Raw genomic sequence first — 24,122 nt, forward strand, 5'->3', positions numbered from 1 at the left:
GCCCGCCCCGGCTTGAGCGGTCCGGGCCCTTCCGTATGAACCGGATCAGTCCGCGGTCTTCTTGGCCGCGGAGAACGCGGCGAACGCGGCGATCGCGATGAAGACGAAGGTGAGCGGGTCGGCGTCGGCCTTCCACGCCTCGTTCAGGAGGCCGAAGTGGTCGAAGAACAGCTCGGAGACGGTGACCGGGAGCTCCTTCGCGGCGATCATCGCCTCACCGAGCAGCTGCCCGAAGTAGACCGAGACCAGCGCGAGCACCGCGCTGAGGACCGGGAGCGCGGGGTTGCGGCCGCCGACCTTGCCCGCTGCGAAGCCGATGAGGAAGCCGACGCCCACGGCCGCGTAGCCGATCTGGTGCTTGGTGGCGCCGATGATCGCGCCGTAGACGCCCGCGGCGACGACCATCGCGACGACGGCGGCGAGCAGGCCGAGACCGATGTTGTTACGGACAGGACCGGCCGGTGCGAACGGTGCGCCGCCGAACTGGCCGGGCTGGCCCGGCTGACCGGCGAACGGGTTGCCGCTCGGAACGCCGGGCTGACCCGGCTGCTGACCGGCGTACGGGTTGCCGTTCGGAACGCCGGGCTGACCCGGCTGCCCGCCCGCGAACGGGTTGCCGCCGGGCTGGGCGTCGTAGGGCTGCTGCGACTGGTTCGGCGGCGGCACGGGCTGACTCATGGTGGTATCCCCCCTGGGACGGAGCGCACGACTGTGCGAGAAGTGACGCCGCAGGCTAGCAGTCGCCTGTGACATCGCCCACCGAAATCCTTGGGGGAACCGCGCTCACAACCGGTGTGCGGCTCCGGCCGGGGTGGCGCCGCGGGTGTCCAGAAGGAGCTGGGCCTTCACGGCGAGGCCCTGGAGGTCGTACGTACGGTGGTGCTGCAGCAGCACCGTCAGGTCCGCGCTCGCTGCCGCCTCGTACAGCGAGTCGGCGCGCGGGACGGGCAGTTCGCGTACGCGCCAGTCCAGGACGTGCGGGTCGTGGTAGCCGATCTGCGCCCCCATGTCCATCAGTCGCGTCGCGATCTCCCGGGCGGGGGAAGCCTCCTGGTCGGCGAGGTCCGGCTTGTAGGTGACGCCGAGGAGCAGGACCCTGGCGCCGCGGACCGACTTGCCGTGTTCGTTCAGCAGAATGGCGCAGCGCTGGATCACGTAACTCGGCATCCGGTCGTTGATCTCCTGAGCGAGCGAGACCATCCGCAGCGGGTGGCCGGGGGTGCGACTGCTGTACGGGAGGTATCCCGGGTCGACCGGGGCGCAGTGGCCTCCGACGCCGGGGCCCGGACGGAACGGCTCGAAGCCGAACGGCTTGGTCTCGGCGCACCGGATGACGTCCCAGAGGTCGACCCCGAGGTCGTGGCAGAGCACTGCCATCTCGTTCACCAGGGCGATGTTGACGTGCCGGAAGTTGGTCTCCAGAACCTTGGTCATCTCGGCCTCGCGCGGCCCGCGGGCGCGTACGACCTTGTCGGTGAGCCGGCCGTAGAACGCGGCGGCCGATTCGGTGCAGGCGGGGGTGAGGCCGCCGATGACCTTGGGGGTGTTGGCGTAGACGTGGGCGCGGTTGCCCGGGTCGAGACGGCTGGGGGAGCAGGCGAGGTGGAAGTCGCGTCCGGCGCGCAGTCCTGAGCCCTCTTCGAGGAGGGGGCGCACGAAACTCTCGGTGGTGCCGGGGGGCACGGCCGATTCCAGCAGGACCGTGGTGTGCGGGCGGAGTTTGGCGGCGAGGGCGCGGGTGGCGTCGGCGACGGCGGTGAGGTCGATGGTGCGGTCGGCGCCGAGAGGGGTGGGCGCGCAGATCACGGCGGTACGGACCCGGCCCAGCTCGGCCGGGTCGGTGGTGGGCCGGAAGCCCCCCGAGAGCATCCGTCGGATCTCCGAGGCGGTGAGGGCGCCTTCGACGGGGGTGCGGCCGGCGGAGAGCTCGGCGAACGGGTGTGGGTCGGTGTCGTAGCCGACGGTGCGGATACCGGCGGCGACGGCGGCTTGGGCGAGAGGCAGGCCGAGGTGACCGAGTCCGATGACGGCGAGGTCTGCGGGCATAGAAGTGGCCGTCCTTCCCTAAGACCATGAGAGCAGAAAGCGCAACCGCTGAGGACAGCGCAATGTCAGACTAGGCGTAAATATGACCTATATGTCGCATTGTGCGAGGCTCGTCGCCCGGGTGTTGTCCACAGGCGGTGGCTGAAGTCGCGGACCGCGGACAGAATCGAGAGGTGGCTACGGGCGCCCGACCCCCCGGTCGGACCTCAGCCCCGTGCCGGACCCACCCCGATCTACCGGGAGGCAGCGGTGAGGACAGCGACACTGGGACCCGCGGAGCGCGCCGAGGCGCTCGCCGCGATGGCCGAGCGCGAACTGGACGTGCTGGTCGTGGGGGCGGGCGTGGTCGGCGCCGGAACGGCGCTGGATGCGGCGACACGAGGGCTCTCGACCGGACTGGTCGAGGCGCGCGACTGGGCGTCCGGCACGTCGAGCAGATCGAGCAAGCTGATCCATGGGGGGCTGCGCTATCTGGAGATGCTCGACTTCGCGCTCGTGCGGGAGGCGCTGAAGGAGCGCGGGCTGCTGCTGGAGCGGCTGGCCCCGCATCTGGTGAAGCCGGTGCCGTTCCTCTATCCGTTGCAGCACAAGGGCTGGGAGCGGTTCTACGCCGGTTCGGGCGTTGCGCTGTACGACGCGATGTCGGTGTCGTCGGGGCACGGCCGAGGGCTGCCTGTGCACCGGCACCTCTCCCGCCGCCGGGCTCTGCGGGTCGCGCCCGCGCTGAGGAAGGACGCGCTGGTCGGGGCGTTGCAGTACTACGACGCCCAGATGGACGACGCCCGCTACGTGGCGGCGCTGGTGCGCACGGCCGCCGGATACGGCGCGAAGGTGGCGAACCGGGCCCGGGTGATCGGCTTCCTGCGCGAGGGCGAACGGGTCGTCGGCGCGCGGGTGGAGGACGTCGAGGCGGGTGGGGAGTACGAGGTCAGGGCCAAGCAGGTGGTCAACGCGACCGGGGTGTGGACGGACGACACCCAGGCGCTGATCGGTGAGCGCGGACAGTTCCACGTCCGGGCATCCAAGGGCATCCATCTGGTCGTCCCGAAGGACCGCATCCATTCCTCGACCGGACTGATCCTGCGGACCGAGAAGTCCGTGCTGTTCGTGATCCCGTGGGGCCGCCACTGGATCATCGGGACGACGGACACCGACTGGGACCTGGACAAGGCGCACCCGGCCGCGTCCAGCGCCGACATCGACTACCTCCTCGAGCACGTCAACTCGGTCCTGGCCACCCCGTTGACCAGGGATGACGTCGAGGGTGTCTATGCCGGGCTGCGGCCGCTGCTGGCCGGCGAGTCGGACGCGACCAGCAAGCTGTCGCGCGAGCACACGGTGGCGCACCCGGCCCCGGGGCTCGTCGTCGTCGCGGGCGGCAAGTACACGACCTATCGGGTGATGGCGAAGGACGCCGTGGACGAGGCGGTGCACGGCCTCGATCAGCGGGTGGCCGACTGTGTCACGGAGGACATCCCGCTGCTGGGCGCGGAGGGCTACCGGGCACTGTGGAACGCACGGGCGAGGATCGCGGCCCGCACGGGGCTGCATGTTGCCCGGGTGGAGCATCTGCTGAACCGGTTCGGGTCGATGACCGAGGAGATCCTGGAGTTGATCGCCGCCGATCCTTCGCTGGGCGAGCCGTTGCCGGCGGCGGACGACTATCTGAAGGCCGAGATCGTCTACGCCGCCTCGCACGAGGGGGCCCGTCATCTCGACGACGTTCTGACGAGGCGGACCCGGATCTCCATCGAGACCTTCGACCGGGGCACCCGCTCCGCGCGGATATGCGCGGAGCTGATGGCTCCGGTACTGGGCTGGGACGAGGGGCAGATCGAGCGGGAGGTGGAGCACTACGAGAAGCGGGTGCAGGCGGAGCGGGAGTCGCAGCGTCAGCCGGACGACCTGACGGCGGACGCGGCACGGCTCGGGGCGCCGGACATCGTGCCGATCTGACGGTCCGATCGTCGGTCCCAGCCGATCGGCGGACCTTCAGGAGGCGGGGTGACGGTTCTGCCCGGCGGGGCAGAACTCGGCTTCGAGGAGCGCCGGTTCGAGGGCTGTTTCGGTCAGGGTGTCTGTGTTGATGCGGAACGTCAGGATGTGTCGGCCGTCTCGGGTGGCTGCGGTACGGACGTAGCTGCCCGCGATGTGGCCGTTGTGACCCCAGACGGTCGTCCCGCACGAGAGTTTCTGCGGATAGATGCCCATGCCGTAGGTCCCGTGCGCCGTAACGGTGTTCAGCAGGATGCTCAGCTGGGCGGGCGGCAGCAGGCGGCCGCCCAGCAAGGCCGCGTAGAAGCGGTTCAGATCGGCGAGCGTGGAGATCAGCTCTCCGGCGGCGCCAGCGGTGCGCGGATCGAGGACGGTGACATCGTTGAGGGAGCCGTCGGCCGGGTCGCGGGAGTAGCCGTGCCCGTGCGGGGCCGGCAGGCCGGTGCGGGCGCCGGGGAGCGAGGTGCCGGTGAGACGGAGGGGTTTGATGATGCGGCATCTGATCTCGGCGGCGTAACTGTGTCCGGTGACGCGTTGAACGACCAGGCCGAGCAGGACGTAGTTGGTGTTGGAGTAGGAGTAACCGCCGGTGGTGTTCGTGGGGCGGTGGGCCACGGCCGTATGGACCGCGGCGATGGCGGAGACGGGGTGCGTGCCCGGGACCGCGGTGTAGTCGTAGAGGCCGCTGGTGTGGGTGAGCAGGGCCCGCAGGGTGATGTGGCGGCCGTCGTTGCCGTGACCGCGTACCAGCCCGGGCAGATGGCTGTCGACGGTGTCGGACAGCTGCAGCCTGTGCTCCCGGGCGAGTTGGAGGACGACCGTCGCGAGGAACGACTTGGTGATGCTGCCTGCCCGGAACCGGTCCGCCGAGCGGATGCCGGGACCGGTCGAGCGGTAGGTGGCGCGGCGGACGGAGGAGGTGTCCCGGGTGAGGAGTGCCGCGGCCGGGGCGCCGCCCTCGGCGACGAGCCGGGGGAGGTACGCGGCTGCGGGCGTGAGGTGTGGTTCGCTGGGCAGGCTCGTTGTTCCGAGGCCGAACAGTGTGAGCACCACCAGGGCGGCGGGCAGCGCTCTGAGTGACGGCATGGCGGGGAGTCCCTTCCTCCGGCCACATCATGACGGTCCCCGGACCCGGCACCATGACCGGTCCCGGGGTGAGGGACAATGGACGCTCTGCCAGGGCGGGTTGATCGCAGAGGGGACGCATGTCGGAGGCGGAGCAGGCACGGGAGCCCCAACGGGACGCGGATGGACGTCTCCTTGCGGGTAGGTACCGGCTCGGGGTGGTGCTCGGCCGGGGCGGTATGGGCACGGTCTGGCGTGCTGTAGACGAGACACTGGGCCGCACGGTCGCGGTCAAGGAGCTGCGGTTCCCGTCGGCCATCGACGAGGACGAGAAGCGTCGGCTCATCACGCGCACACTGCGCGAGGCGAAGGCGATCGCCAGGATCCGCAACAACGGCGCGGTGACGGTCTACGACGTGGTCGACGAGGACGACCGGCCGTGGATCGTGATGGAACTCATCGAGGGCAAGTCGCTCGCCGAGGCGGTCCGCGAGGACGGGGTGCTGACGCCGAAGCGCGCCGCCGAGGTCGGTCTCGCCATCCTCGACGTGCTGCGCTCGGCGCACCGCGAGGGCATCCTGCACCGCGATGTGAAGCCGTCCAACGTACTGATCGCCGAGGACGGCCGGGTCGTGCTGACCGACTTCGGCATCGCACAGGTCGAGGGCGATCCGTCGGTCACTTCGACGGGCATGCTCGTCGGCGCTCCGTCGTACATCTCGCCGGAGCGCGCCCGCGGACACAAGCCGGGACCGCCCGCGGACCTGTGGTCGCTCGGCGGACTGCTGTACGCGAGCGTCGAGGGCTCCCCGCCGTACGACAAGGGTTCGGCGATCGCCACCCTGACCGCGGTGATGACCGAGCCGCTCGACCCGCCGAAGAACGCGGGCCCGCTGGAGGAGGTCATCTACGGCCTGCTCGCCAGGGATCCGGAGCAGCGGCTCGACGACGCGGGTGCGAGGGCCCTGCTCAACGAGGTGATCCACGCCGCCGACAAGCCGGCCCCCGTGGTGCCCCCGCCGGCCGACTCCACCCAGGTCATGGCGCTGCCCGGAAGCGTCGTCGCTCCCCGCACCAAGGGGGCGTCGAAGTCCGGTGAACCGGCGGAAGGCGCCCGGGACCGGCTGCGCGGTGCGCTGCGTTCCGCGCGGAACGCGAAGCCGGCGCCCGGAGCGGGTGCGGCTGTCGCTGCTCCTGTCTCCGCCGCCGCACCCGCTGCCTCTGCCGATTCCCCGGCTCCGGCCCGGCCCGAGGTGTCGGCAGCCTCCGCCTCCGGGGGTGTACCGCCGCAGCGTCCGGGCGGCCCGTCCAGCACGCCGGTCCGCGCGTCCCTCACGGACGTGGTGTCCCGTCGCACCCTGGCGGTCATCGCGGCCGCCGTCGCGCTCGTCGTGCTCGGCACCGTCCTCGCGCTCTCGCTCGGCGGGGACGACGCGGACAACCGGAGCAGCGGCTCCGGCAAGGGCGGCACGCCGGCCTCGGCGGGGGCTGCCACGAGCGCCGGCTCCGGCAAGGACCAGGAACAGGAACAGGACCAGGGCCAGGAGCAGAGCGGCGATCAGAGCGAGAACCAGGGCAAGGGCAAGAACAAGGACGACGACTCGGGCAAGGGGTCGGACGAGTCCAAGGGGTCGGACGCGGGCAAGGCGGGCGCGCTGCCCGACGGCTACAAGATGGTCACCGACAAGCGGTTCCACTTCATGATGGCGATGCCCAAGAACTTCACGCCTTACAAGATCGCGGGCGTCAACTCCGGCCGGATCTACGCGGTGAACGGCGGCTACCCGCGCGTCCAGGTCGACTACAACAACTCTCCCAAGGACGATGCCGCCGCGGCCTGGAACGCGGCCAAGGGCTACATCGCGTCCACGAGCAGCGGTTATCGGCACCTCGGGATCGAGACCGTCGAGTTCAACGGCTATCCGACCGTTGCCGACTGGCAGTTCGAGCGCAATGAGAACGGGCAGCGGAGCCGCGTGCTCAACCGGGGCTTCAAGGTCGATGCCACGCACGGTTACTCGATCATGATCAGCTGCAAGGCGAGCGAGTGGAACGACGAGGCGTGCCGGACCGCGCGGGAGACGGCGTTCGCCACGTTCCGGCCCAAGGACTGAGCGGCGGTTTGCGTCGACCCTGCCGCACGGCCGGTACTTGCCACGTATTGTGAGAGGTCGAGGACCGTACGCAGCCATAACCGTAGGCGAATTGCACAGTATGTGACCGCAATTGACGGTTGATGCGGTCGCCGTGGCCGGGGGACAGCGCGCTCTGGGGAGGCGTCGTGGACGACTATGCGGGTCGGGTGCTTGCCGACCGCTACCGCCTTCCGTTGCCTCCGTCCGATGAGTACGAGCTGGTCGAGACCCGGGCGTTCGACACCTACAGCGGGCAGGAGGTCCTGGTCCGGCAGGTGCCGCTGCCCGAGGTGGTGGACGCCGAGGTGCTCGACGGCGACGGGCCGGCCCCGGCGGCCCGGCAGGTGACGGGGCGGGCCGTACGGCGGTCGACGGACCCGGCGGTCCGGCGCGCCATCGAGGCGGCGCAGGCGGCGGCCCAGGTCCCCGACCATCCCCGGCTCGACCAGGTCTTCGACGTGTTCGCCGAGGACGGATCGCTCTGGATCGTGAGCGAACTGGTCGCGGCCCGTCCGCTGGCCGCGCTGCTCGCCGAGCGGCCGCTGAATCCTTACCGGGCCGCCGAGATCGGCTCCGATGTGCTGACGGCCCTGCGGGTGCTGCATGCACACGGCTGGACCCACCGGAACATCACCGTCCGTACGGTGCTGATCTGCGACGACGGACGCGTCATGCTGACCGGCCTGGCTGCCGGGGCGGCGGAGGAGGCGTTGTGCGGATATGCGCCGACGCCGCAGCCCGAGGACGGGAGCGGGTACGGGCGGCCCGCGCTCGAGTCGGGCCCGACCGGCCCGCATGCACCGTCCGAGGAGCCCGCCGAACGAGCCGGGCCGCCCGGACCCGTCGAGCTGCCGTCCTCGCGCGGTCCGGCCGGTGAGCTGGAGACCGTACAGTCGCCGCTGCATCCCGACACGGCTGCCCCCGGCGTGGACGGCTCCGCGCAGCTGCGGGCCGCGCGCGCCGGAGCCATTGCCGCCTACCGCGCGGGCGCCCGCGCCGCCGCACGCGTCAGCGAGGACCAGCGACGTGCCGGGACCGGCGAGCCGGAGGAGGCGGACCGGGCCGGCAGCCTCCCCGTTCAGCGTCCCGGCCCCCCGGACATCGGCCGCCCGCAGCTCACGGGAGGGTGGGGCCCCACCGCGACGGACCCGTACGACGGCGAGGGCGACGCGAGCGACGACGAGTACGACGCCCCGTACGGCCGTGACGGCGGCGACGGTACCGACGCGGGCCACGGGGGCCGACGGCCGCCCGACCGGCGGATGCACCTGATCGGCTCATGGGGCGACGGCGCCGACTTCGGGCGCCCTGTTCCCGCGGGCGGCTCCAACGAGGACGCCCTGCGCGCCGACGCCCGTCGCCACGGCAACTCCGCACCGCAGCAGCGGGAGCACCGACAGCAGCCCACCTCCGGCCGCTGGGACGACACCGTCGCCGGTGACCAGGGAGCCCCCGCCTACCGCGGCCCCGCCACCACCCTCGCCGCCGAGCGCGCCCGGCAGGCACGGATCGCCGTCGTCGGCGCCGTCACCGAGCGCTGGGCGCCCGAGCAGGCCGGACCCGTGCACGAGAACTGGCAGCTGGCACCGCCCATCGGCCCCGCCACCGACCTCTGGGCGCTCGGCGCCCTGCTCTACCGCGCCGTTCAGGGCCACGCCCCGTACCCCGAGGAGAGCGCGGCCGAGCTCGTCCAGATGGTCTGCGGCGAGCCGCCCGCCTTCGCCGAGGAGTGCGGTCCGCTGCGTCCGGTCGTCGAGTCGCTGCTGCGCCAGGACCCCACCGAACGCCCGGACTTCGAGGAACTGCGCGGCTGGCTGCGCTCCCTCGTGCGGTCGGCGCCCGAGCCCGAGGCCGGTCTCGACGTCGTGCCGCTGCCGTCCGTCGACGGCACCCGGCTGCCCATCGTGCGCCGCCGGGGCGAGCTGGTCCGCAAGCGCCGCGGCCGCATGGGCAGCACCTTCGCGCACGGTCGCCACCGCCAGACAAGAGAGCGGCCCGAGCGGTACGAGAAGCCCCGCGAACCCAAGGGTCCCAAGGCGCTGCGCACTCCGCCCCGCCCCCGGCAGGGCGAAGGACGTGCGCCGCGGCGGCTCGGACGGCTGCTGCTCGTGCTGATCCTGCTGGGCCTGGCCGCCGCCATCGCATACGCCGTGATGTTCATGCCCAAGGCGGACAGCGGTGCCGGGCAGGACTCCCCCTCCGGTTCCAAGGGGTCGAGCGCGGCGGCCTCGGACACCGGCTCACCCGACTCCTCCGACGGGAAGCCGCCGGCGCAGTCCGAGCCGCAGTCACCGTCCCGGTCGCCCGGTGCGGAGCAGCCGCAGACCAGCCGCTCGGCCGTCGCGCTCGCACCCGGTTACACCCTGCGCAAGGACGCCGAGGGCTTCGAGGTCGGCGTACTCAAGGGCTGGCAGCGAAGCGCCGGTGGCGCCGACCGGCAGGTCAGGTACGGCAGCGACGGGTTCAGCCTGCTGGTCGTGCCGGGCCGCGACACCGTGAAGGCGAACGGCAGCGACCCGCTCGTCTATCAGAGCGACAAGGAACGGGAGTTGCAGCCCTTCCGGGACTCCAGCTGGTCATCGGCGACCGGGCTGCGCCGTATCGACGTCGGACGACAGGCCATGGCGGAAGGCCAGTTCACCTGGCAGGACGAGACCGGGCGCGAGGTGTACGTCCGCAACCTCGCGATGATCGTCGACGGCCGCTACCACGTCATCCAGGTGATCGGCCCGGAGAACGAGCGGGACAAGGTGACCGCCGTCTACGAACAGGCCATCGCCTCCTACCGCGTGAACTCCTGAGACCCGCCCCCATGTGCCGGCCGGTCTGAGGCGCCCGCAGCGGAAGAGCGCCCGCGCGACAAGCATCACAGTGCGGTTTCTTGGGCGGTGCGAGGTTCCGTGGTTGTACTCCCCCTCCGTAACCTGGCGTTCGAAGGAAACGGGGCGGGGGACAGTGGAACGATCACAAGGAACGGAAGCGGGACTGATACTGGCCGGAAGATACCGGCTCGGCGAAGTCCTGGGGCGCGGCGGCATGGGAAAGGTGTGGCGCGCCCATGACGAAGTGCTGCATCGCACGGTCGCCGTCAAGGAGTTGACCGCCGGGCTGTACGTCGCCGAGGCCGACCGGGTCGTGCTCCATGCCCGGACCCAGAAGGAGGCCCGCGCCGCGGCCCGCATCACTCATCCCGGCGTGGTCACCGTCCACGATGTGATCGAGTACGACAACAGGCCGTGGCTCGTCATGCAGTACGTCGACGGGCCGTCACTCGCCGACGCTGCCAAGGAGAGTGGCGAGATCGCGCCGCGCGAAGCGGCCAGGATCGGCCTCCATGTCCTGAGCGCGCTGCGCGCCGCGCACAGCGCCGGTGTGCTGCACCGGGACGTGAAGCCCGGCAACGTACTCCTCGCCCGTGACGGTCAGGTGCTCCTCACCGACTTCGGTATCGCCGCGATAGAGGGCGACTCGACCATCACCAGGACCGGTGAACTCGTCGGGTCCATCGACTATCTGGCGCCCGAGCGGGTACGCGGCGGCGATCCCGGTCCCGCATCCGACCTCTGGTCGCTCGGCGCCACCCTCTACTCCGCGGTCGAGGGACGCTCGCCGTTCCGCCGTACGTCCCCGATCTCCACCATGCAGGCCGTCGTCGCCGAGGAACCGACGCCGCCCGCCCGGGCCGGCGCGCTCGGCCCGGTGATCACCGCGCTGCTCCGCAAGGACCCGGCGGACCGGCCCTCGGCGGCCGAGACGGAACGGATGCTGCTGGACGCGATGGAGGGGCGGGAGCCCCGGGCGGCGCAGGCGTACGTACCGACGCAACGGGTGCCGGAGGAAGCCCTGCGGGCGACGGACCTGGGTGCCACGGCCGGTACCGGCCCGGCGGCACTCGACCCCGAACCGTTCACGGCCGGCCCGGTGACCCGCCGCAGCCGCGGCCGGTGGCGTACGACGGTCCTGGTCATCGCGCTTGCCGCGCTGGTCGGCGGTGGCGCCGGTCTGGCCGCGATGAAGTTCGGCGAGAGCTCCGGAACGGGCGACGCGGAGAGTGGAACGGTCCGTGCGGCCGACACTCCGCCGCACACCCCGTCCCAGAGCCCGGGGCCCGTCCCCTCCGCCAAGGCAGTGCCCGACGGCTGGCACCCGGTCACCGATCCCGAAGGATTCGGCCTGGTCGTCCCCGACGGCTGGAAACGCCGCGTGAAGGGGCAGAGCGTCGACTACACCCCGGACAACGGCGAGCACTACATCCGGATCAGCGTCGACCCGGAGCCGGACTTCGACAACCCGTACATGCACATGGTGGACCTGGAGAAGACGCTCACCGAGCGGCTGCCGGGCTATGAGCGCACGACCCTCCACTCCAACCTCTACCGCGATCGTCCCGGGTCCCTCTGGGAGTTCACCTGGACCGAGTCCAAGGATCACCCCGGCCCGCGCCACGCGATCGACCAGATGTACTTCGGGGAGGACGGCGGCCCGGAGTACGCGTTGTACATGTCGGGCCCGGCGGAGGACTGGGACACGACGCGGGACCAGTTCGACACGATGCTGCGGGGCTGGCGCGCCCCGGGTGACGCCGGCTGACGGCGCCTGCGCGTGCGGCGTGACGAGCGCACGGAAAACCAGGGGGAGCAGAGGGCGGCGGCCGAGAACCAATCCGCGGACGACCGGCCGGAGGATCGGGCACACGAGGATCCCGCGTCCGCCGAGGACTGCGTGCCGCTGCCGCGCAGTTGTTTCGCGAACGGCCGGTCAGCCCGTCCAGCTCGGTAGATAGCCCCTGATCAGCAAATATGCCGCCAGTGAACACTGGCTCGATTTGTGGGGACTGTGAAAACCTGTTACCGGTGGGTATCCAAAGTGTGCGGCTGGACATACTCTCGCCCCATGACGGACTCGCAGGCCTCTGTTGCCCACCCTGGTTCGAACCCTGTGGCCGCCGCCCCCGCGGGCGCGCGCACAGCTGCCGATGTGGTGACGCCCGAGGTGGTCGCCCAGCTGACCCGTGGCGTCGTCGGCTCCGGTCGTACCGCGAACCACACCCCCTTCACCGGGGAGAAGCTCGCCGACCTGCCGGAGTCCACCCCCGAGGACGTCGCCGAAGCCTTCTCCCGGGCCCGCGCCGCCCAGCCCGCCTGGGCCGCCACCCCCGTCCGGGCCAGGGCCGCCGTCCTGCTCCGCTTCCACGACCTCGTACTCCAGCGCCAGGCCGAGGTCCTCGACCTCATCCAGTTGGAGACCGGCAAGGCCCGCCTGCACGCCCACGAGGAGGTACAGGCGGTCGCCATCGCCGCCCGGCACTACGGGCGCAAGGCGTCCTCGTATCTGAAGCCGAAGCGGCACACCGGTGCCGTACCGGCGCTGACCAAGGTCACCGAGCTGCGCCAGCCGCGCGGCGTCGTCGGTCAGATCGCGCCGTGGAACTACCCGTTCGAACTGTCTGTCGGCGACGCGCTGCCCGCGTTCGTCGCCGGCAACGCCCTTGTGATGAAGCCCGACACGGAGACCGCCCTCACCGCGCTCTGGGCCCGTGACCTGCTGATCGAGGCCGGGCTGCCCGCCGAGGTGTTCCAGGTCGTCCTCGGTGACGGACCGGTTGTCGGTCCCGAGGTCGTCAAGCACGCCGACTACGTGTCGTTCACCGGATCCACCCGTACCGGCCGCGAGGTCGCCCAGGGAGCCGCCGCCCGTCTGGTCGGCGTCTCGCTGGAGCTCGGCGGCAAGAACGCCATGCTGGTCCTGAAGGACGCGGATGTGGAGAAGGCCGCCGCGGGCGCCGTCCGCGCCTGCTTCTCCTCCGCCGGACAGCTCTGCATCTCCATCGAGCGGCTGTACGTCCACGAGTCGGTCGCCGACGACTTCGTGGCGCGGTTCGCCGCCCGCACCAAGGCCATGCGGCTCGGCAGCTCCCTCGCGTACGGCGCCGACATGGGTTCGCTCGTCAGTGAACGCCAGCTGGAGACCGTCACACAGCATGTCGCGGAGGCCGTCGAGAAGGGCGCCACACTCGTCGCGGGCGGCGTCGCCCGCCCCGACATCGGCCCGCTGTTCTACGAGCCGACCATTCTCGACGGCGTCGAGGCACCCATGGCCGTCTGCACCCAGGAGACCTTCGGCCCGGTCGTCTCCATCTACCGCTTCTCCGACGAGGACGAGGGCATCGCCCTCGCCAACGCCACCCCGTACGGCCTGAACTCCAGCGTCTGGACCAAGGACTCCAGGCGCGGCCACCGCGTCGCCGCCCGGCTGCGGACCGGTACGGTCAACATCAATGAGGGGTACGCCTCCGCATACGGCAGCGTGCAGTCCCCGATGGGCGGCATGAAGGATTCCGGTCTCGGCCGGCGGCACGGCTCCGAGGGCATCCTCAAGTACACCGAGGCCCAGACCGTCGCCCAGCAGAGGCTGATCCCGCTCGCCCCGTCCCTCGGGATGGACGACGAGAAGTACGCGGCGTTCATGAGCCGCAGCCTGCAGGTGATGAAGGCGTTCCGCCTGCGCTGAGCCCGTAACACCGCAGCACGTTCTGTCCCTTTCGCACCGAGGAGAGCCATGTCCCAGGACAGCCCTGCCCAGAATCAGGCCGGACCGGTGGGTGAGACCGAGGACGACGCGGCGTACGACTACGACGTCCTCGTCGTCGGGTCGGGATTCGGCGGCGCGGTGTCCGCCCTGCGGCTGAGCGAGAAGGGGTACCGGGTCGGGGTCCTGGAGGCGGGCCGCCGCTTCACCCCCGGCACCCTCCCCAAGAACTCCTGGGACATCAAGAACTATCTGTGGGCCCCTGCCCTCGGGCTCTTCGGCATCCAGCGCGTGCATCTGCTCGGCAAGGTGATGGTGCTCGCCGGGGCGGGTGTCGGCGGCGGCTCCCTCAACTACGCCAACACGCTGTACGTCCCGCCGGCCCCGTTCTTCGAGGACCGCCAGTGGGCCTCCATCACCGACTGGCAGGACGAGCTGACGCCGTACTACGACCAGGCCAAGCGGATGCTCGGGGTGCGGCTCAACCCCACGATGACCCCGTCCGACGTCCATCTGAAGGCGGCCGCGCAGGCCATGGGCGTCGGCGACACCTTCCATCTGGCCCCGGTCGGTGTCTTCTTCGGCGACGGCAACGACGCCGACGGCACGGCGAAGGCGAAGCCCGGCGGAACGGTCGCCGACCCGTACTTCGGCGGCGCGGGCCCCGCCCGCAAGGCCTGTACCGAGTGCGGCGAATGCATGACGGGCTGCCGCCACGGCGCCAAGAACACCCTCAACCAGAACTACCTCCACCTCGCCGAGAAGGCCGGCGCGGTCATCCACCCGATGACCTCCGTCGTCGCGATCACCGACGACCCGGAGGGCGGGTACCACGTCACGACCGTCCCGACGGACCGCCGGAAGAAGGGCGGGCAGACGCGGCTGCGTGCCCGCAAGGTGGTCGTCGCCGCGGGCACGTACGGCACCCAGACCCTGCTCCACACGATGAAGGACAAGGGGCTGCTGCCCCGGCTCTCCGCCAGGCTCGGCGAGCTGACCCGTACCAACTCCGAGGCGCTCGTCGGCTCCCAGACCAGCGACCGCCGCTACCGCAGGAAGCACGGCACCGCGAAGGCCGACTTCACCCAGGGCGTCGCCATCACGTCCTCGATCCACCCCGACGAGAACACCCACATCGAGCCGGTCCGCTACGGCAAGGGCTCCAACGCCATGGGCTCCCTGTCGATCCTCCAGGTCCCGTACGGCAGCCGCCGGGTGCTGGGCTGGCTCGGCAACATGGCCAAGCACCCGACCCTCGCCCTCCGGTCGCTCTCCAACCATCGCTGGTCGGAGCGGACCATCATCGGTCTCGTCATGCAGTCGCTGGACAACTCCCTGACGACGTACCGCAAGCCCAGCGGTATCGGAAAGGGCCTGCTCACCGCCCGGCAGGGGCACGGGGCGCCCAACCCCACCCAGATCGAGGAGGCGACGCGCAGCGCCTCGTTGCTCGCCGACGAGATCAACGGCTTCGCCGGGTCGAACATCGGCGAATTGATGGGCACCCCGCTCACCGCGCATTTCCTCGGTGGCTGCCCGATCGGTGCGAGCGCCAAGGACGGGGTCATCGACCCGTACCACCGGCTGTACGGGCACCCGGGCATCTCGGTCGTGGACGGCTCGGCGGTCTCCGCGAACCTCGGCGTCAACCCGTCGCTGACCATCACCGCGCAGGCGGAGCGGGCCATGTCGTTCTGGCCCAACAAGGGGGAGGCGGACCCGCGCCCGGCGCAGGGCGAGGCCTACGAACGGCTGGCCGCGGTCGAGCCGAAGGCACCGGCGGTGCCGAAGGAGGCGTTCGGCGCACTGAAGCTGCCGTTCCTGGGTCTGCCGACGGTCCCGCCGAAGAAGAAGCAGTAGGTCCCCGCTCTCGGAGCCGGGCGGATCCGGACAGCGGAAAGGGGCTGCACCCCCCTCCGAGTGCAGCCCCTCACGCCTACCGGTGACTTCGCCCGTTACGCGGCGGAGTCACCGTTCCTGCGGCGCCGCACGACGAACATCGCACCGGCGCCGAGCACTACGGCCGCGCCGCCCGCAAGGGCGACCATCGGCACTGCGGAGGACGAACCGGTCTCGGCGAGCGTGCCGGAGACCTGGCCCGTGGTGTTGGAGGACGGCTTCTTGGCAGGGACCGGAGCGGTGCCGCCGGTCTGCGGCGTCGAACCGCTGCCGCCGGACTTCACGATCTGGAACTTGTACGCGACGTCGCTGACGCCCATGCAGTCCTTGTCGCCGACGTACAGACCGGCGCCGAGGGTGAAGCCGGCGCCGACCGGGGCGGTCGACTTCACGTTGATGCGGAGCGGGATGTCGACCTCGTAGCCCGCGCGGATCTCGTCGGACTGGCCGACGTAACCCACCGCGCGGCCGTCCTCGCTGAGGTCCTCCCATGTGTGGGTGTCCAGGTCGAGCGCCTGGAGGCTGACCTGCTTCGACTTGAACAGGTCGTTGCCGTCCTTGTCGGAGGAGGCGCCCGCGAAGTAGTCGATCTCGCGCACGGTCGTCTTCGACGAGTTGTAGACGTTCATCTTGAACGTGTGCCAGCCACTGCCGCGGGCGATCTTGCCGGGCAGGCCGTTGATCGAGATGTCCAGGTCGGACTTCTCGCACTCGGCCGGCTCCTGCGGGTCCTCGGACTCGGACGGCGTGCCGGACGGGGTGGCGCCGGTGTCCGCGGACGGCGTGTCGGACGTCACCGCGGCAGGCTTGCCCGTCTCCTCCGCGATCTTGCCGGTCTCCTCGGCGGGAGAGGAGGTGCTCTCGGCGGGAGCTGTGGTGGTGACCTCGTCGGACGGCGTACCGCTGGGCGTGGTCTCGGTGCTCTCGGTCGGCTGCGGGGTCGTCGACTCGACGGTTGTGACGGTGTCGTCGGCGAACGCGACCGGGGCGGCCAGGATGGCTGCGGGTGCTATGACTGCGGTGGCGGCGGCCACCGCCATGGCGCGGCGAAGTTTCATGAAGACCTCAGGAGTCCGGTGTACCGCTGTGGCCGCGGTACGCGGGTGGGGACGGGCCTTCCGTGATGGGGTCACAGGTGGGGCCGTTGTTCTGCATGCATGACCAACCACCCGCCGCAATGGTTGTCCCGGTATTCACGGAATCTTTATGTGACATATGCCACACGATGCTGCGTCGCCCCCGTGACCTGCGGAAATTCCCCGCTGCTCCATAACCAAGGGCCCCGCGGTCCGGTGTGAACCGGCCCGTGGGGCCCTTGTCGATCAGCATCGACGTCAGGGCGGCGCCGGTGCCGAGGGGCGGCGCCGGGGGTGGCGCCGCGGGAAGGTGGTGCGTCGGGTCGGCGCCCCCGCACGGGGGGGGCGTACGAGGTGTCGACCCAGGTCGTGGGTAGTGCGACAGGGGGACTTGCCCCTTGCGTCGTGCTGGATCGGCTGCGCCCCGCGCAACCGTTTCGTCCGGATACGGTCGGCTCCGGGCGTCCCCGGGGCCGACCGCTCTTGGGGTGACCGGGCTGCTGTCCCCTGCCGACCGGTCACGCACGCTGGGGCGCGGTCCCACGGCGTACCTGCAGTACGCCACACGCTCCAGCGGAGCCACGCGTGGTTTCTTCCTGAGCCGCCCCTGGCTGGCACGGACACCGGGACCAACGAAGCCACCGAGGTGCCGGTCACGCGCCGTACGGGTGAGAGCCTGTCGGGCGGCCGGTTGATTACGCTGCGACGGGGCCCTCGACGGTCTTGGTTCGGGCGGTCCTGCGGTGGGATTCATGGCTTCACCGTGATGGCTGCCCGGCGGGCCGGACGAGGATCAGGCGGATCATCACCACCTTGATCGCGGCCTCGGAGGTCGCGGTCAGCCGTTCGTAGTCGCGGGCGTCTGGTGGGATCCAACCGGTGCCTGGGTCCCGCACGGATGCGACCCGCCTTGATCCATTCGGCTCCGTACCTGTTCAATCTGCGGATGACCGATACCGATGCCGATGTGGATCTGGGCGCTGTCACCGCCCCCTCCGGAACCCTCGTACTCGGGATGGCGGGTTGGATCGACTACTGGCCGCAGGTGGGACCGCCGCTGTCCGAGCGGGCCGCGGAAGCCGCAGCGGCCGGCGGCGGTCATCTTTACGGCCCCGGCGGCGCCGGCGAGCCGACGGCCTGGATGTGCGAGGCGATCGCCGTTTCCGCCGCCGCCGACCGGTCGCTGCCGGTACGGGCCCGGACGTCTCAATCACCGTTCGACGGCGAACCGACCGTCGCCGTACTGGAGGTCGGCCTCGGTCTCCCCTGGCTCCGTGGCGCCCCCGTGCAGCTGGGCGACCTGCCGGTGGATCGGTGCGGCATGGCACTTGGGGACGCGGGGGCGCTGGACGGCTTCGTCGGCCTGGACGGTGACTCCACCGACGGCCTGGCCGACGTCACATACTGGGGCCGGTACGAGGGAGACGTCCACGCCCTCTTCGGCGGTGAACGGACTCCGCGGTACAGCGGGCACGGGCCGCGCGGCTGGCTGGATCTGCCTCTGTCCGAGGCCGAGGCGATGGCCGAACAGCTCAGGGCCTGGATGCGCGAGGGCCCCGGCAACGGGCTGATGGTCTCGGTCGATGCCCACACCGACTTCTACCGGTTCAACCGGGTCGGCTGGAACCATCCGCTGCTGGCCGGACTCATCGACGTCGGCGGCTGCCCGGTGCTCGGCCTCGGCTGGGACCCAGGCGACCACTCCGTGCGCCACAACGGCGAGCGGGGCGCCGGCCAGGTCTATCCCGCCACGCTCGAATCCCGGGCAGGCGAGACCGTACTGCGCTGGACCATCCCGCCGTACACCCCGGACGAGGACGACTGACGTGAACCGACGGCGGCGATGTGTGGTGGTGTACGGGCCCATGCCGCCCTGCGCACCCCACCGGCCGCTGGGCGCACCAGGAGAGGCCGCGAACCCGCCTGACCCTCAACCGGTCCATATTCAATGGCAGTTCAGTCACTCCACTGAAACGCCCTGGAACTCAAGTCCCAACCGGGGCCCAATCGACCGTTGGGCGGACACCGTTCCGGCCGCGATTCCCTCAAGGGCCACCCCGGCTGGCCTTGTCGTAGAGACGACATGTCGCAATCACGGCACCCGCAACAGGTGACACACGGGCCTCGGAAGCCGGAGACTTGATCCGAACCGCGCGCTCCCTGCCTGCACCTTCTCGAAGAGGCCCCCGATGATGCACCCACGGCTCCGCCCCGCCGCGCTCGAAGCGGCAGGTGCCCTCATCGCTGCCCGGCCGTCCCTCCCGTGACAGCCGGCCCTCTCACGAAAGCCACCCCCGCCGCGCTGCCTGCCACACCAACTGCGTCCGCGTCGCGGCGCCGGCGCGCTGCATCAGCACCTGGATCCGGCGCTGCACCGTGCGCTGGCTGACCCGTAGCTGCGAGGCGATCGCCTTGTCCGCGACCCCGGCGACGACCAGGGACAGCAGATACCGCTCGTCGTCGGCGACGTTCGCACCGGGCCGCGGACTGCCGCCGAAGTCGGCCAGCTCACCGGATTCCGTGACGTGCAGCGGCGACGCCGCGGCCCACTCGCTCTCGAACAGCGCGACCAGCGCGTCGAGCAGGCTGCTGCCGCGCACCACCGCGGCCGTCGGCTCACCCAGCGAACCACCCGAACCGCCGTGCATCAGCGGGCAGATGGCGATCGAACTGTCCGCGATCACCATCCGTACCGGCAGCGTCCCGGTAGCCCGCGCCTGCTCACCCGCGCGGATGCTGCGGGCGACGTTGTCGACCATGCCGGGCTCCTCCAGCAGCGCGCGCTCGTAGATGGCCTCGTACCGCACCCCACGGGCGAGCAGCTCCCACTCCTCGTCGTTCTCCGCCGCAGGCATGGCCACATGGCCGGCCTTGCAGAGCCACCGCATCCGACTGGCCCCGTACGCCATGTGACGCAGCCGCTGCCGGATCACGCTCACTCCCGTGATCACCTCGACAAGCTGCCCCGCGTCATGCCGCCGCCCCGCGGCCCGGTACTCCTCGGTGAGCTGCTCCACTCCCCGCCGCGCCGACTCCAGCGCCTCATGCCCACGCAACAGCAGCGGACGCAGCGCCGCATCCGGCGCCACCGGCACATAGCGCACCGCGCCCCCGGCCGGCGAAACGGCCACCCGCCCCACCAGCCCCTTGTCGTGGAGCGAGGCCAACAGCCTGTGTGCCTGGGCCACTTCGAGCCCCAGCTGCTCCGCGATCAACGCGGCATCAGCCTCACGCACCCCGACGAGGAAGCGGTACACCCGCTCCTCGCCCGCCTCGATCCCCGCGGCCTCCAGCATGTGTCCGCCCCTCACGACGCCCCCGCCCACCCCAACCGATGTACCACCCACCGGAAACAGCGTGATCCAACCACACCCGTACACCGGGACGATGCCCGCGCTGTCACGCACGACGACCGTCCGGCTTCGACACGCGCGATGTGGCGGCGAGCGGACATGTCACTTCTTCGTCAGGCGCGGCCGTAGCGTCGGTGCCCCTTCCTGCCGAGGCTTGACCCGCCGGTCGCGGAACCCTCCCTGCCGGCGGAAGGAGAGCGTTCAGCATGCGATTCAGGCGAAGAGCCGCAATGCTCAGCTTCACCTTGGCGACCACCTTGGCCACCACCGTGGCCGGCGGCGGTCTGGTGTACGGTGCCTCCCCCGCACCGAAGGCCGGGGAGGGCGCGGTAACCACCCCGCCCCAAGCAGGAGTCCGCACCGCGAAGGTCACCCTCGTCACCGGAGACCAGGTGACGGTGGCCACGAGGGCGGGCAAGACCCTCGCCGTCAACGTCACTCCCTACCACCGCAGTGCGGCCGAGCTGCGGACGTACACCGTCGGCACCGATGTGTACGTGATCCCGCGCGACGCCGAAGCACTTGTGCACAACGGCCAGGTGGACGGCCGGCTGTTCAACGTCACCCAGCTCATCGCCCAGGGGTACGACGATGCCCACCACGCGTCGACCCCGATGATCGTGCGCTACGCGTCCGGCGCCAAGGACACCGCACCCGGCGGAGCCCGCCTCACCCGGAAACTCCCGGGCGTACGCGGAGCCGCCGTCAGCGCCGACAAGCGCAAGGGCGCCACGTTCTGGGAGGCCATCGACGACGACAGCGCCCGCGCAGGTACTCCCAAGGCCCGCCTGTCGGGCGGCGTCCAGCGCCTCTGGCTGGACGGGCAGGTCAAGGTGCTCCTCGACAAGAGCGTCCCGCAGATCGGCGCCCCGGAGGCGTGGAAGGACGGGTTCGACGGCACCGGCGTGAAGGTCGCGGTGCTGGACACCGGTATCGACGCCACGCACCCCGACCTCGCCGACCGCATCGTGGAAAGCCGCAGCTTCGTCCCCGGCGAGACGGTGCGCGACGGCCACGGCCACGGCACCCACGTCGCCTCCACGATTGTGGGAAGCGGAGCCGCCTCCGGCGGGAAGTACCGGGGCGTGGCACCGGGCGCCGGACTGATCGTGGGCAAGGTGCTCGACGACGGCGGCAGCGGCCCGGAGTCCTCGATCATCGAAGGGATGGACTGGGCCGCGCACTCGGGGGCGAAGGTCATCTCCATGAGCCTGGGCGGCGGGGAAGGCGCCGACGGCACCGACCCCATGTCGATGGCGGTCAACGAACTGACGGCAGAAACCGGCGTGCTGTTCACCATCGCGGCGGGCAACAGCGGCCCCGCGGCAACGTCCGTCGGCTCACCCGGAGCCGCCGACGCGGCCCTGACGGTCGGCGCCGTGGACTCCACCGACGCGGTCACCGACTTCTCCAGCCGGGGCCCGCGAGGCGGTAACGGCGGGCTCAAGCCGGAGATCACCGCGCCGGGCTCGCGGATCGCCGCCGCCCGCGCCGCCGGCACGACGATGGGCACGCCGGTGGACGGCTTTTACACCACCGCGAGTGGCACCTCCATGGCCACGCCGCACGTGGCCGGCGCCGCCGCGATCCTCGCGCAGCGCCACCCGGACTGGACGGCGGCCCGTTTGAAGAGCCAGCTGATCAGTACGGCCAAGACCACCGCCGCCACCTCCGTCTACGCCCAGGGTGCCGGCCGCGTGGACGTGGCACGCGCACTCAGGCAGCCCGTATCGGCCAGCGGCACGGTCGACTTCGGACTGCGGGACTGGGACGCCACCGCGCCGGTCGGGAAGAAGATCGAGTACGTCAACGACGGCGACCAGCCGGTCACCCTCGCCCTGAAGATCGAGAACGCGGGCGAGGAACTGCCGGCCGGGGTGCTCAGCCTGGGAGCCGACTCGGTGACCGTGCCGGCGCACGGCACCGCCGAGGTCGGCCTCACCCTCAACACCGTCGGCGTGACGACCGGATCCCACGGTGCGCACGTCACCGCGGTCTCCGCCGACGGGCGGACGGCGGCAGTGACGGCGGTCGGCTTCGGCCGGGACGTACAGCGCTTCGACGTCACGCTGAAGGTGCTCGACCGCGACGGCAAGCCGACGAGCGGCATCGCCGCGGTCACCGCCTGGCAACTGGGCGGCTACGGACTGCCCGAGACGTACCCGGTCGCAGCGGACGGGACCGTCGTGGTGCGGGTACCGCGCGGTGAGCACGCCTTCATCTCGGAGATCTTCCACTACACCTCCGACTGGAGCCGGCTGGAGGAGTACACCTACGCCGTCCAGCCGGGCACGATGATCGACTCCGATCGGACCTTCACCCTGGACGGCGCCGAGGCCGGCCCGGTCACCATGACCACCCGCCGGCCGACGGAGACCAACCGCGCCCGCATCGGTCTGAACTTCCAGGCCGTGGACAGCGGCCTCATCCACGACCGAGAGATGTGGCTGGACGGCGAGACGGCCGTGTACTCCATCCCGTCGCAGACCGCGAACGAGCGCTTCGAATCGCGCGTCGGCTGGTCGCTCGGCGCACCCGCACTCGACGCCCGCCTCGTCGGCCAGGGCAACCGGACCCTGGACGCGGCCTACCTCGAGGGCTGGACGGGCTCCGCACGTATCGACGGCACCCGTGTCCTGCGTGTGGCGAAGGCCGGCGAGGACGTCCGGGGCAAGCTCGCCCTGGTGAAGCGGAGCGCCGAGCGAACGGTGCGAGAGCAGGTCGACGACGCCGCGAGCGCCGGTGCGCTCGCCATCCTCATCTACAACGACATCCCCGAGAACTGGCTCGCAGGAAACTGGGGCACGACGGCCACCAAGATCCCGGCGATGACCCTCTCCGGTACCCAGGGCGAGGAGCTGGCGGCCCTGGACAACGCCGTGATCAGGATCTCCGGCACGGCGGTGAGCCCGTACTCCTACGAGCTGCTGAAGTACCGCAAGGGCGGCATCCCCGCCGACCAGCGCTACCGGGTGAGCGACGAGGAACTGGCCACCGTGGACTCCTCGTTCCACGCCTCGACGCCGGCCACCGAGGGCGGATACGCCCGGCTGATGCGCTCGCCGATGCAGCCGACGGCGTACTTCGGCTTCGACCGGGTGGTCCTGCCGCGCTCCCGGACCGAGTACGTCTCCGCGGACGTGCCCACCTGGGAAGCGGTGAAGGCAGGTCCCGTGTGGACGTGGGACGGCTCCTGGAAGCTGACGAACATCTCGACGCTCAAGGCCGGACAGCACGTGCACCGCGACTGGAACAAGGCCGTGGTCCGCACCGCGCTGCCGGACGCACAGCCCAACTCGGCCGCCCGGCAGGGCGATGTCGGTGTGCTGGCGTCGGGCGGTCTGCTCGACACCGCGCCGGACCAGTACTTCTCCGTCGAAGCCGCCAGCGACAAGGCTCTGTCCACCGTCTACCGGGACGGTCAGCTCCTCGGCAGCGTCCGTTCGGCACCCGTCGCCTTCCCGATGACGGCACAGCGCGCCGAATACCGCGTGGTCACCGACGTGCAGCGGGACGCTCCCGGCTGGACGACCTCCACCAAGGTGCGCACCGACTGGCGCTTCCACTCCGAGCGGAAGGACGGGCTGACCCTGCTCCCCGTCCTGTCGGTCGACTACCGACTCGACGTCGACCAGGCCAACAGCGCCCGGCCGCACTCCACCACTCGCATCGGACTGGGCGTGCGCTACCCCAAGGGCCTGGACGGTCTGAAGCTCGCCGGGGCGAAGCTGTGGGCCTCGTACGACGACGGCACCAACTGGCAGCAGGTCCGCCTCGACGGCGGCCTCAACGGAACGATCGACAACCCCGCGAACGCGGGCTTCGTGTCGCTGCGGGTGCAGGCCACCGATGCCGGTGGCAACACCATCGAGCAGACGGTGACCCGCGCCTACCAGATCCGCCGCTGACCGGTGCCGGGGGGCCGGCACCCCAGGGGCCCCCGCGGGGGGGGGGGCCCGGCGACGGGGGCCAGGGGGGGGCGCCCGGGGGTTGGGCGCGGCCGGCCCGCGCGGGGTCACCCCCGG

Annotated in this window: 14 protein-coding genes; 8 read left to right on the forward strand and 6 right to left on the reverse strand. The window is 71.1% G+C overall.

The features are described from left to right. Window positions 1–45 precede the first annotated feature (45 nt). Together ACNPQM_RS38885 and ACNPQM_RS38890 are read right to left on the reverse strand one after the other, a co-directional pair. Window positions 46–678, reverse strand: a complete 633-nt coding sequence (locus ACNPQM_RS38885; protein ID WP_418087668.1) for a hypothetical protein — start codon at window positions 676–678, stop codon at window positions 46–48. A gap of 105 nt (window positions 679–783) precedes the next feature. After that, window positions 784–2,046: a nucleotide sugar dehydrogenase gene (locus tag ACNPQM_RS38890; protein WP_358860546.1), complete on the reverse strand. Its 1,263-nt coding sequence runs from the start codon at window positions 2,044–2,046 to the stop codon at window positions 784–786. A gap of 249 nt (window positions 2,047–2,295) precedes the next feature. Between ACNPQM_RS38890 and ACNPQM_RS38895 the strand changes: the two genes are divergently transcribed. Then, a complete protein-coding gene (locus ACNPQM_RS38895) occupies window positions 2,296–4,002 on the forward strand; it encodes a glycerol-3-phosphate dehydrogenase/oxidase (RefSeq protein ID WP_358860545.1) in 1,707 nt (568 codons plus the stop codon). A gap of 36 nt (window positions 4,003–4,038) precedes the next feature. Here the strand turns inward: ACNPQM_RS38895 and ACNPQM_RS38900 are convergent, their stop codons facing one another. Then, window positions 4,039–5,127: a serine hydrolase domain-containing protein gene (locus ACNPQM_RS38900; protein WP_418087669.1), complete on the reverse strand. Its 1,089-nt coding sequence runs from the start codon at window positions 5,125–5,127 to the stop codon at window positions 4,039–4,041. Window positions 5,128–5,246: 119 nt separating this feature from the next. Here ACNPQM_RS38900 and ACNPQM_RS38905 point away from each other — a divergent pair, with 119 nt between their 5' ends. From ACNPQM_RS38905 to ACNPQM_RS38925, 5 genes are all read left to right on the forward strand, one after another. Then, the gene (locus tag ACNPQM_RS38905; RefSeq protein ID WP_418087670.1) at window positions 5,247–7,220 is read left to right on the forward strand and encodes a serine/threonine-protein kinase; all 1,974 of its coding nucleotides are present in this window, start codon (window positions 5,247–5,249) and stop codon (window positions 7,218–7,220) included. 167 nt (window positions 7,221–7,387) lie between these two features. Beyond that, window positions 7,388–10,042 carry a protein kinase gene (locus tag ACNPQM_RS38910; protein ID WP_418087671.1) on the forward strand — a complete coding sequence of 885 codons (2,655 nt, stop codon included), beginning with the start codon at window positions 7,388–7,390 and terminating at the stop codon, window positions 10,040–10,042. A 154-nt stretch (window positions 10,043–10,196) separates the two neighbouring features. Then, a complete protein-coding gene (locus tag ACNPQM_RS38915) occupies window positions 10,197–11,831 on the forward strand; it encodes a protein kinase domain-containing protein (protein WP_418087672.1) in 1,635 nt (544 codons plus the stop codon). 303 nt (window positions 11,832–12,134) lie between these two features. Further along, entirely contained in the window at window positions 12,135–13,751 is a 1,617-nt protein-coding gene (locus ACNPQM_RS38920) for a succinic semialdehyde dehydrogenase (protein WP_358860540.1), read from the forward strand. A gap of 48 nt (window positions 13,752–13,799) precedes the next feature. Beyond that, the gene (locus ACNPQM_RS38925; RefSeq protein WP_418087673.1) at window positions 13,800–15,629 is read left to right on the forward strand and encodes a GMC oxidoreductase; all 1,830 of its coding nucleotides are present in this window, start codon (window positions 13,800–13,802) and stop codon (window positions 15,627–15,629) included. Window positions 15,630–15,724: 95 nt separating this feature from the next. Here ACNPQM_RS38925 and ACNPQM_RS38930 read toward each other — a convergent pair whose 3' ends face one another. Both ACNPQM_RS38930 and ACNPQM_RS38935 read right to left on the reverse strand, forming a co-directional pair. Then, entirely contained in the window at window positions 15,725–16,726 is a 1,002-nt protein-coding gene (locus ACNPQM_RS38930; RefSeq protein WP_418087674.1) for an LAETG motif-containing sortase-dependent surface protein, read from the reverse strand. Window positions 16,727–17,502: 776 nt separating this feature from the next. Next, window positions 17,503–17,640 (reverse strand): hypothetical protein, encoded by a 138-nt coding sequence (locus tag ACNPQM_RS38935; RefSeq protein WP_418087675.1) that lies wholly within the window; start codon window positions 17,638–17,640, stop codon window positions 17,503–17,505. 50 nt (window positions 17,641–17,690) lie between these two features. On the opposite strand from ACNPQM_RS38935, the gene ACNPQM_RS38940 reads away from it, so the two are divergent. Continuing rightward, the gene (locus ACNPQM_RS38940; RefSeq protein ID WP_418087676.1) at window positions 17,691–18,569 is read left to right on the forward strand and encodes a hypothetical protein; all 879 of its coding nucleotides are present in this window, start codon (window positions 17,691–17,693) and stop codon (window positions 18,567–18,569) included. A 454-nt stretch (window positions 18,570–19,023) separates the two neighbouring features. Here the strand turns inward: ACNPQM_RS38940 and ACNPQM_RS38945 are convergent, their stop codons facing one another. Continuing rightward, window positions 19,024–20,040: a helix-turn-helix domain-containing protein gene (locus ACNPQM_RS38945; protein ID WP_418087677.1), complete on the reverse strand. Its 1,017-nt coding sequence runs from the start codon at window positions 20,038–20,040 to the stop codon at window positions 19,024–19,026. Window positions 20,041–20,327: 287 nt separating this feature from the next. On the opposite strand from ACNPQM_RS38945, the gene ACNPQM_RS38950 reads away from it, so the two are divergent. Continuing rightward, window positions 20,328–24,005: a S8 family serine peptidase gene (locus ACNPQM_RS38950; protein WP_418087678.1), complete on the forward strand. Its 3,678-nt coding sequence runs from the start codon at window positions 20,328–20,330 to the stop codon at window positions 24,003–24,005. Window positions 24,006–24,122: the final 117 nt, after the last annotated feature.

The sequence above is a fragment of the Streptomyces sp. NPDC056231 genome (genome assembly GCF_048270745.1).
Lineage (GTDB): Bacteria > Actinomycetota > Actinomycetes > Streptomycetales > Streptomycetaceae > Streptomyces.

Bases quoted from the DNA above. Each gene is read 5' to 3' on its own strand.
- ACNPQM_RS38940 (WP_418087676.1), top strand. From the start codon at position 17,691: ATGACCGATACCGATGCCGATGTGGATCTGGGCGCTGTCACCGCCCCC.
- ACNPQM_RS38905 (WP_418087670.1), top strand. From the start codon at position 5,247: ATGTCGGAGGCGGAGCAGGCACGGGAGCCCCAACGGGACGCGGATGGA.
- ACNPQM_RS38900 (WP_418087669.1), bottom strand. From the start codon at position 5,127: ATGCCGTCACTCAGAGCGCTGCCCGCCGCCCTGGTGGTGCTCACACTG.
- ACNPQM_RS38945 (WP_418087677.1), bottom strand. From the start codon at position 20,040: ATGCTGGAGGCCGCGGGGATCGAGGCGGGCGAGGAGCGGGTGTACCGC.
- ACNPQM_RS38950 (WP_418087678.1), top strand. From the start codon at position 20,328: ATGCTCAGCTTCACCTTGGCGACCACCTTGGCCACCACCGTGGCCGGC.
- ACNPQM_RS38925 (WP_418087673.1), top strand. From the start codon at position 13,800: ATGTCCCAGGACAGCCCTGCCCAGAATCAGGCCGGACCGGTGGGTGAG.
- ACNPQM_RS38885 (WP_418087668.1), bottom strand. From the start codon at position 678: ATGAGTCAGCCCGTGCCGCCGCCGAACCAGTCGCAGCAGCCCTACGAC.
- ACNPQM_RS38920 (WP_358860540.1), top strand. From the start codon at position 12,135: ATGACGGACTCGCAGGCCTCTGTTGCCCACCCTGGTTCGAACCCTGTG.
- ACNPQM_RS38890 (WP_358860546.1), bottom strand. From the start codon at position 2,046: ATGCCCGCAGACCTCGCCGTCATCGGACTCGGTCACCTCGGCCTGCCT.
- ACNPQM_RS38930 (WP_418087674.1), bottom strand. From the start codon at position 16,726: ATGAAACTTCGCCGCGCCATGGCGGTGGCCGCCGCCACCGCAGTCATA.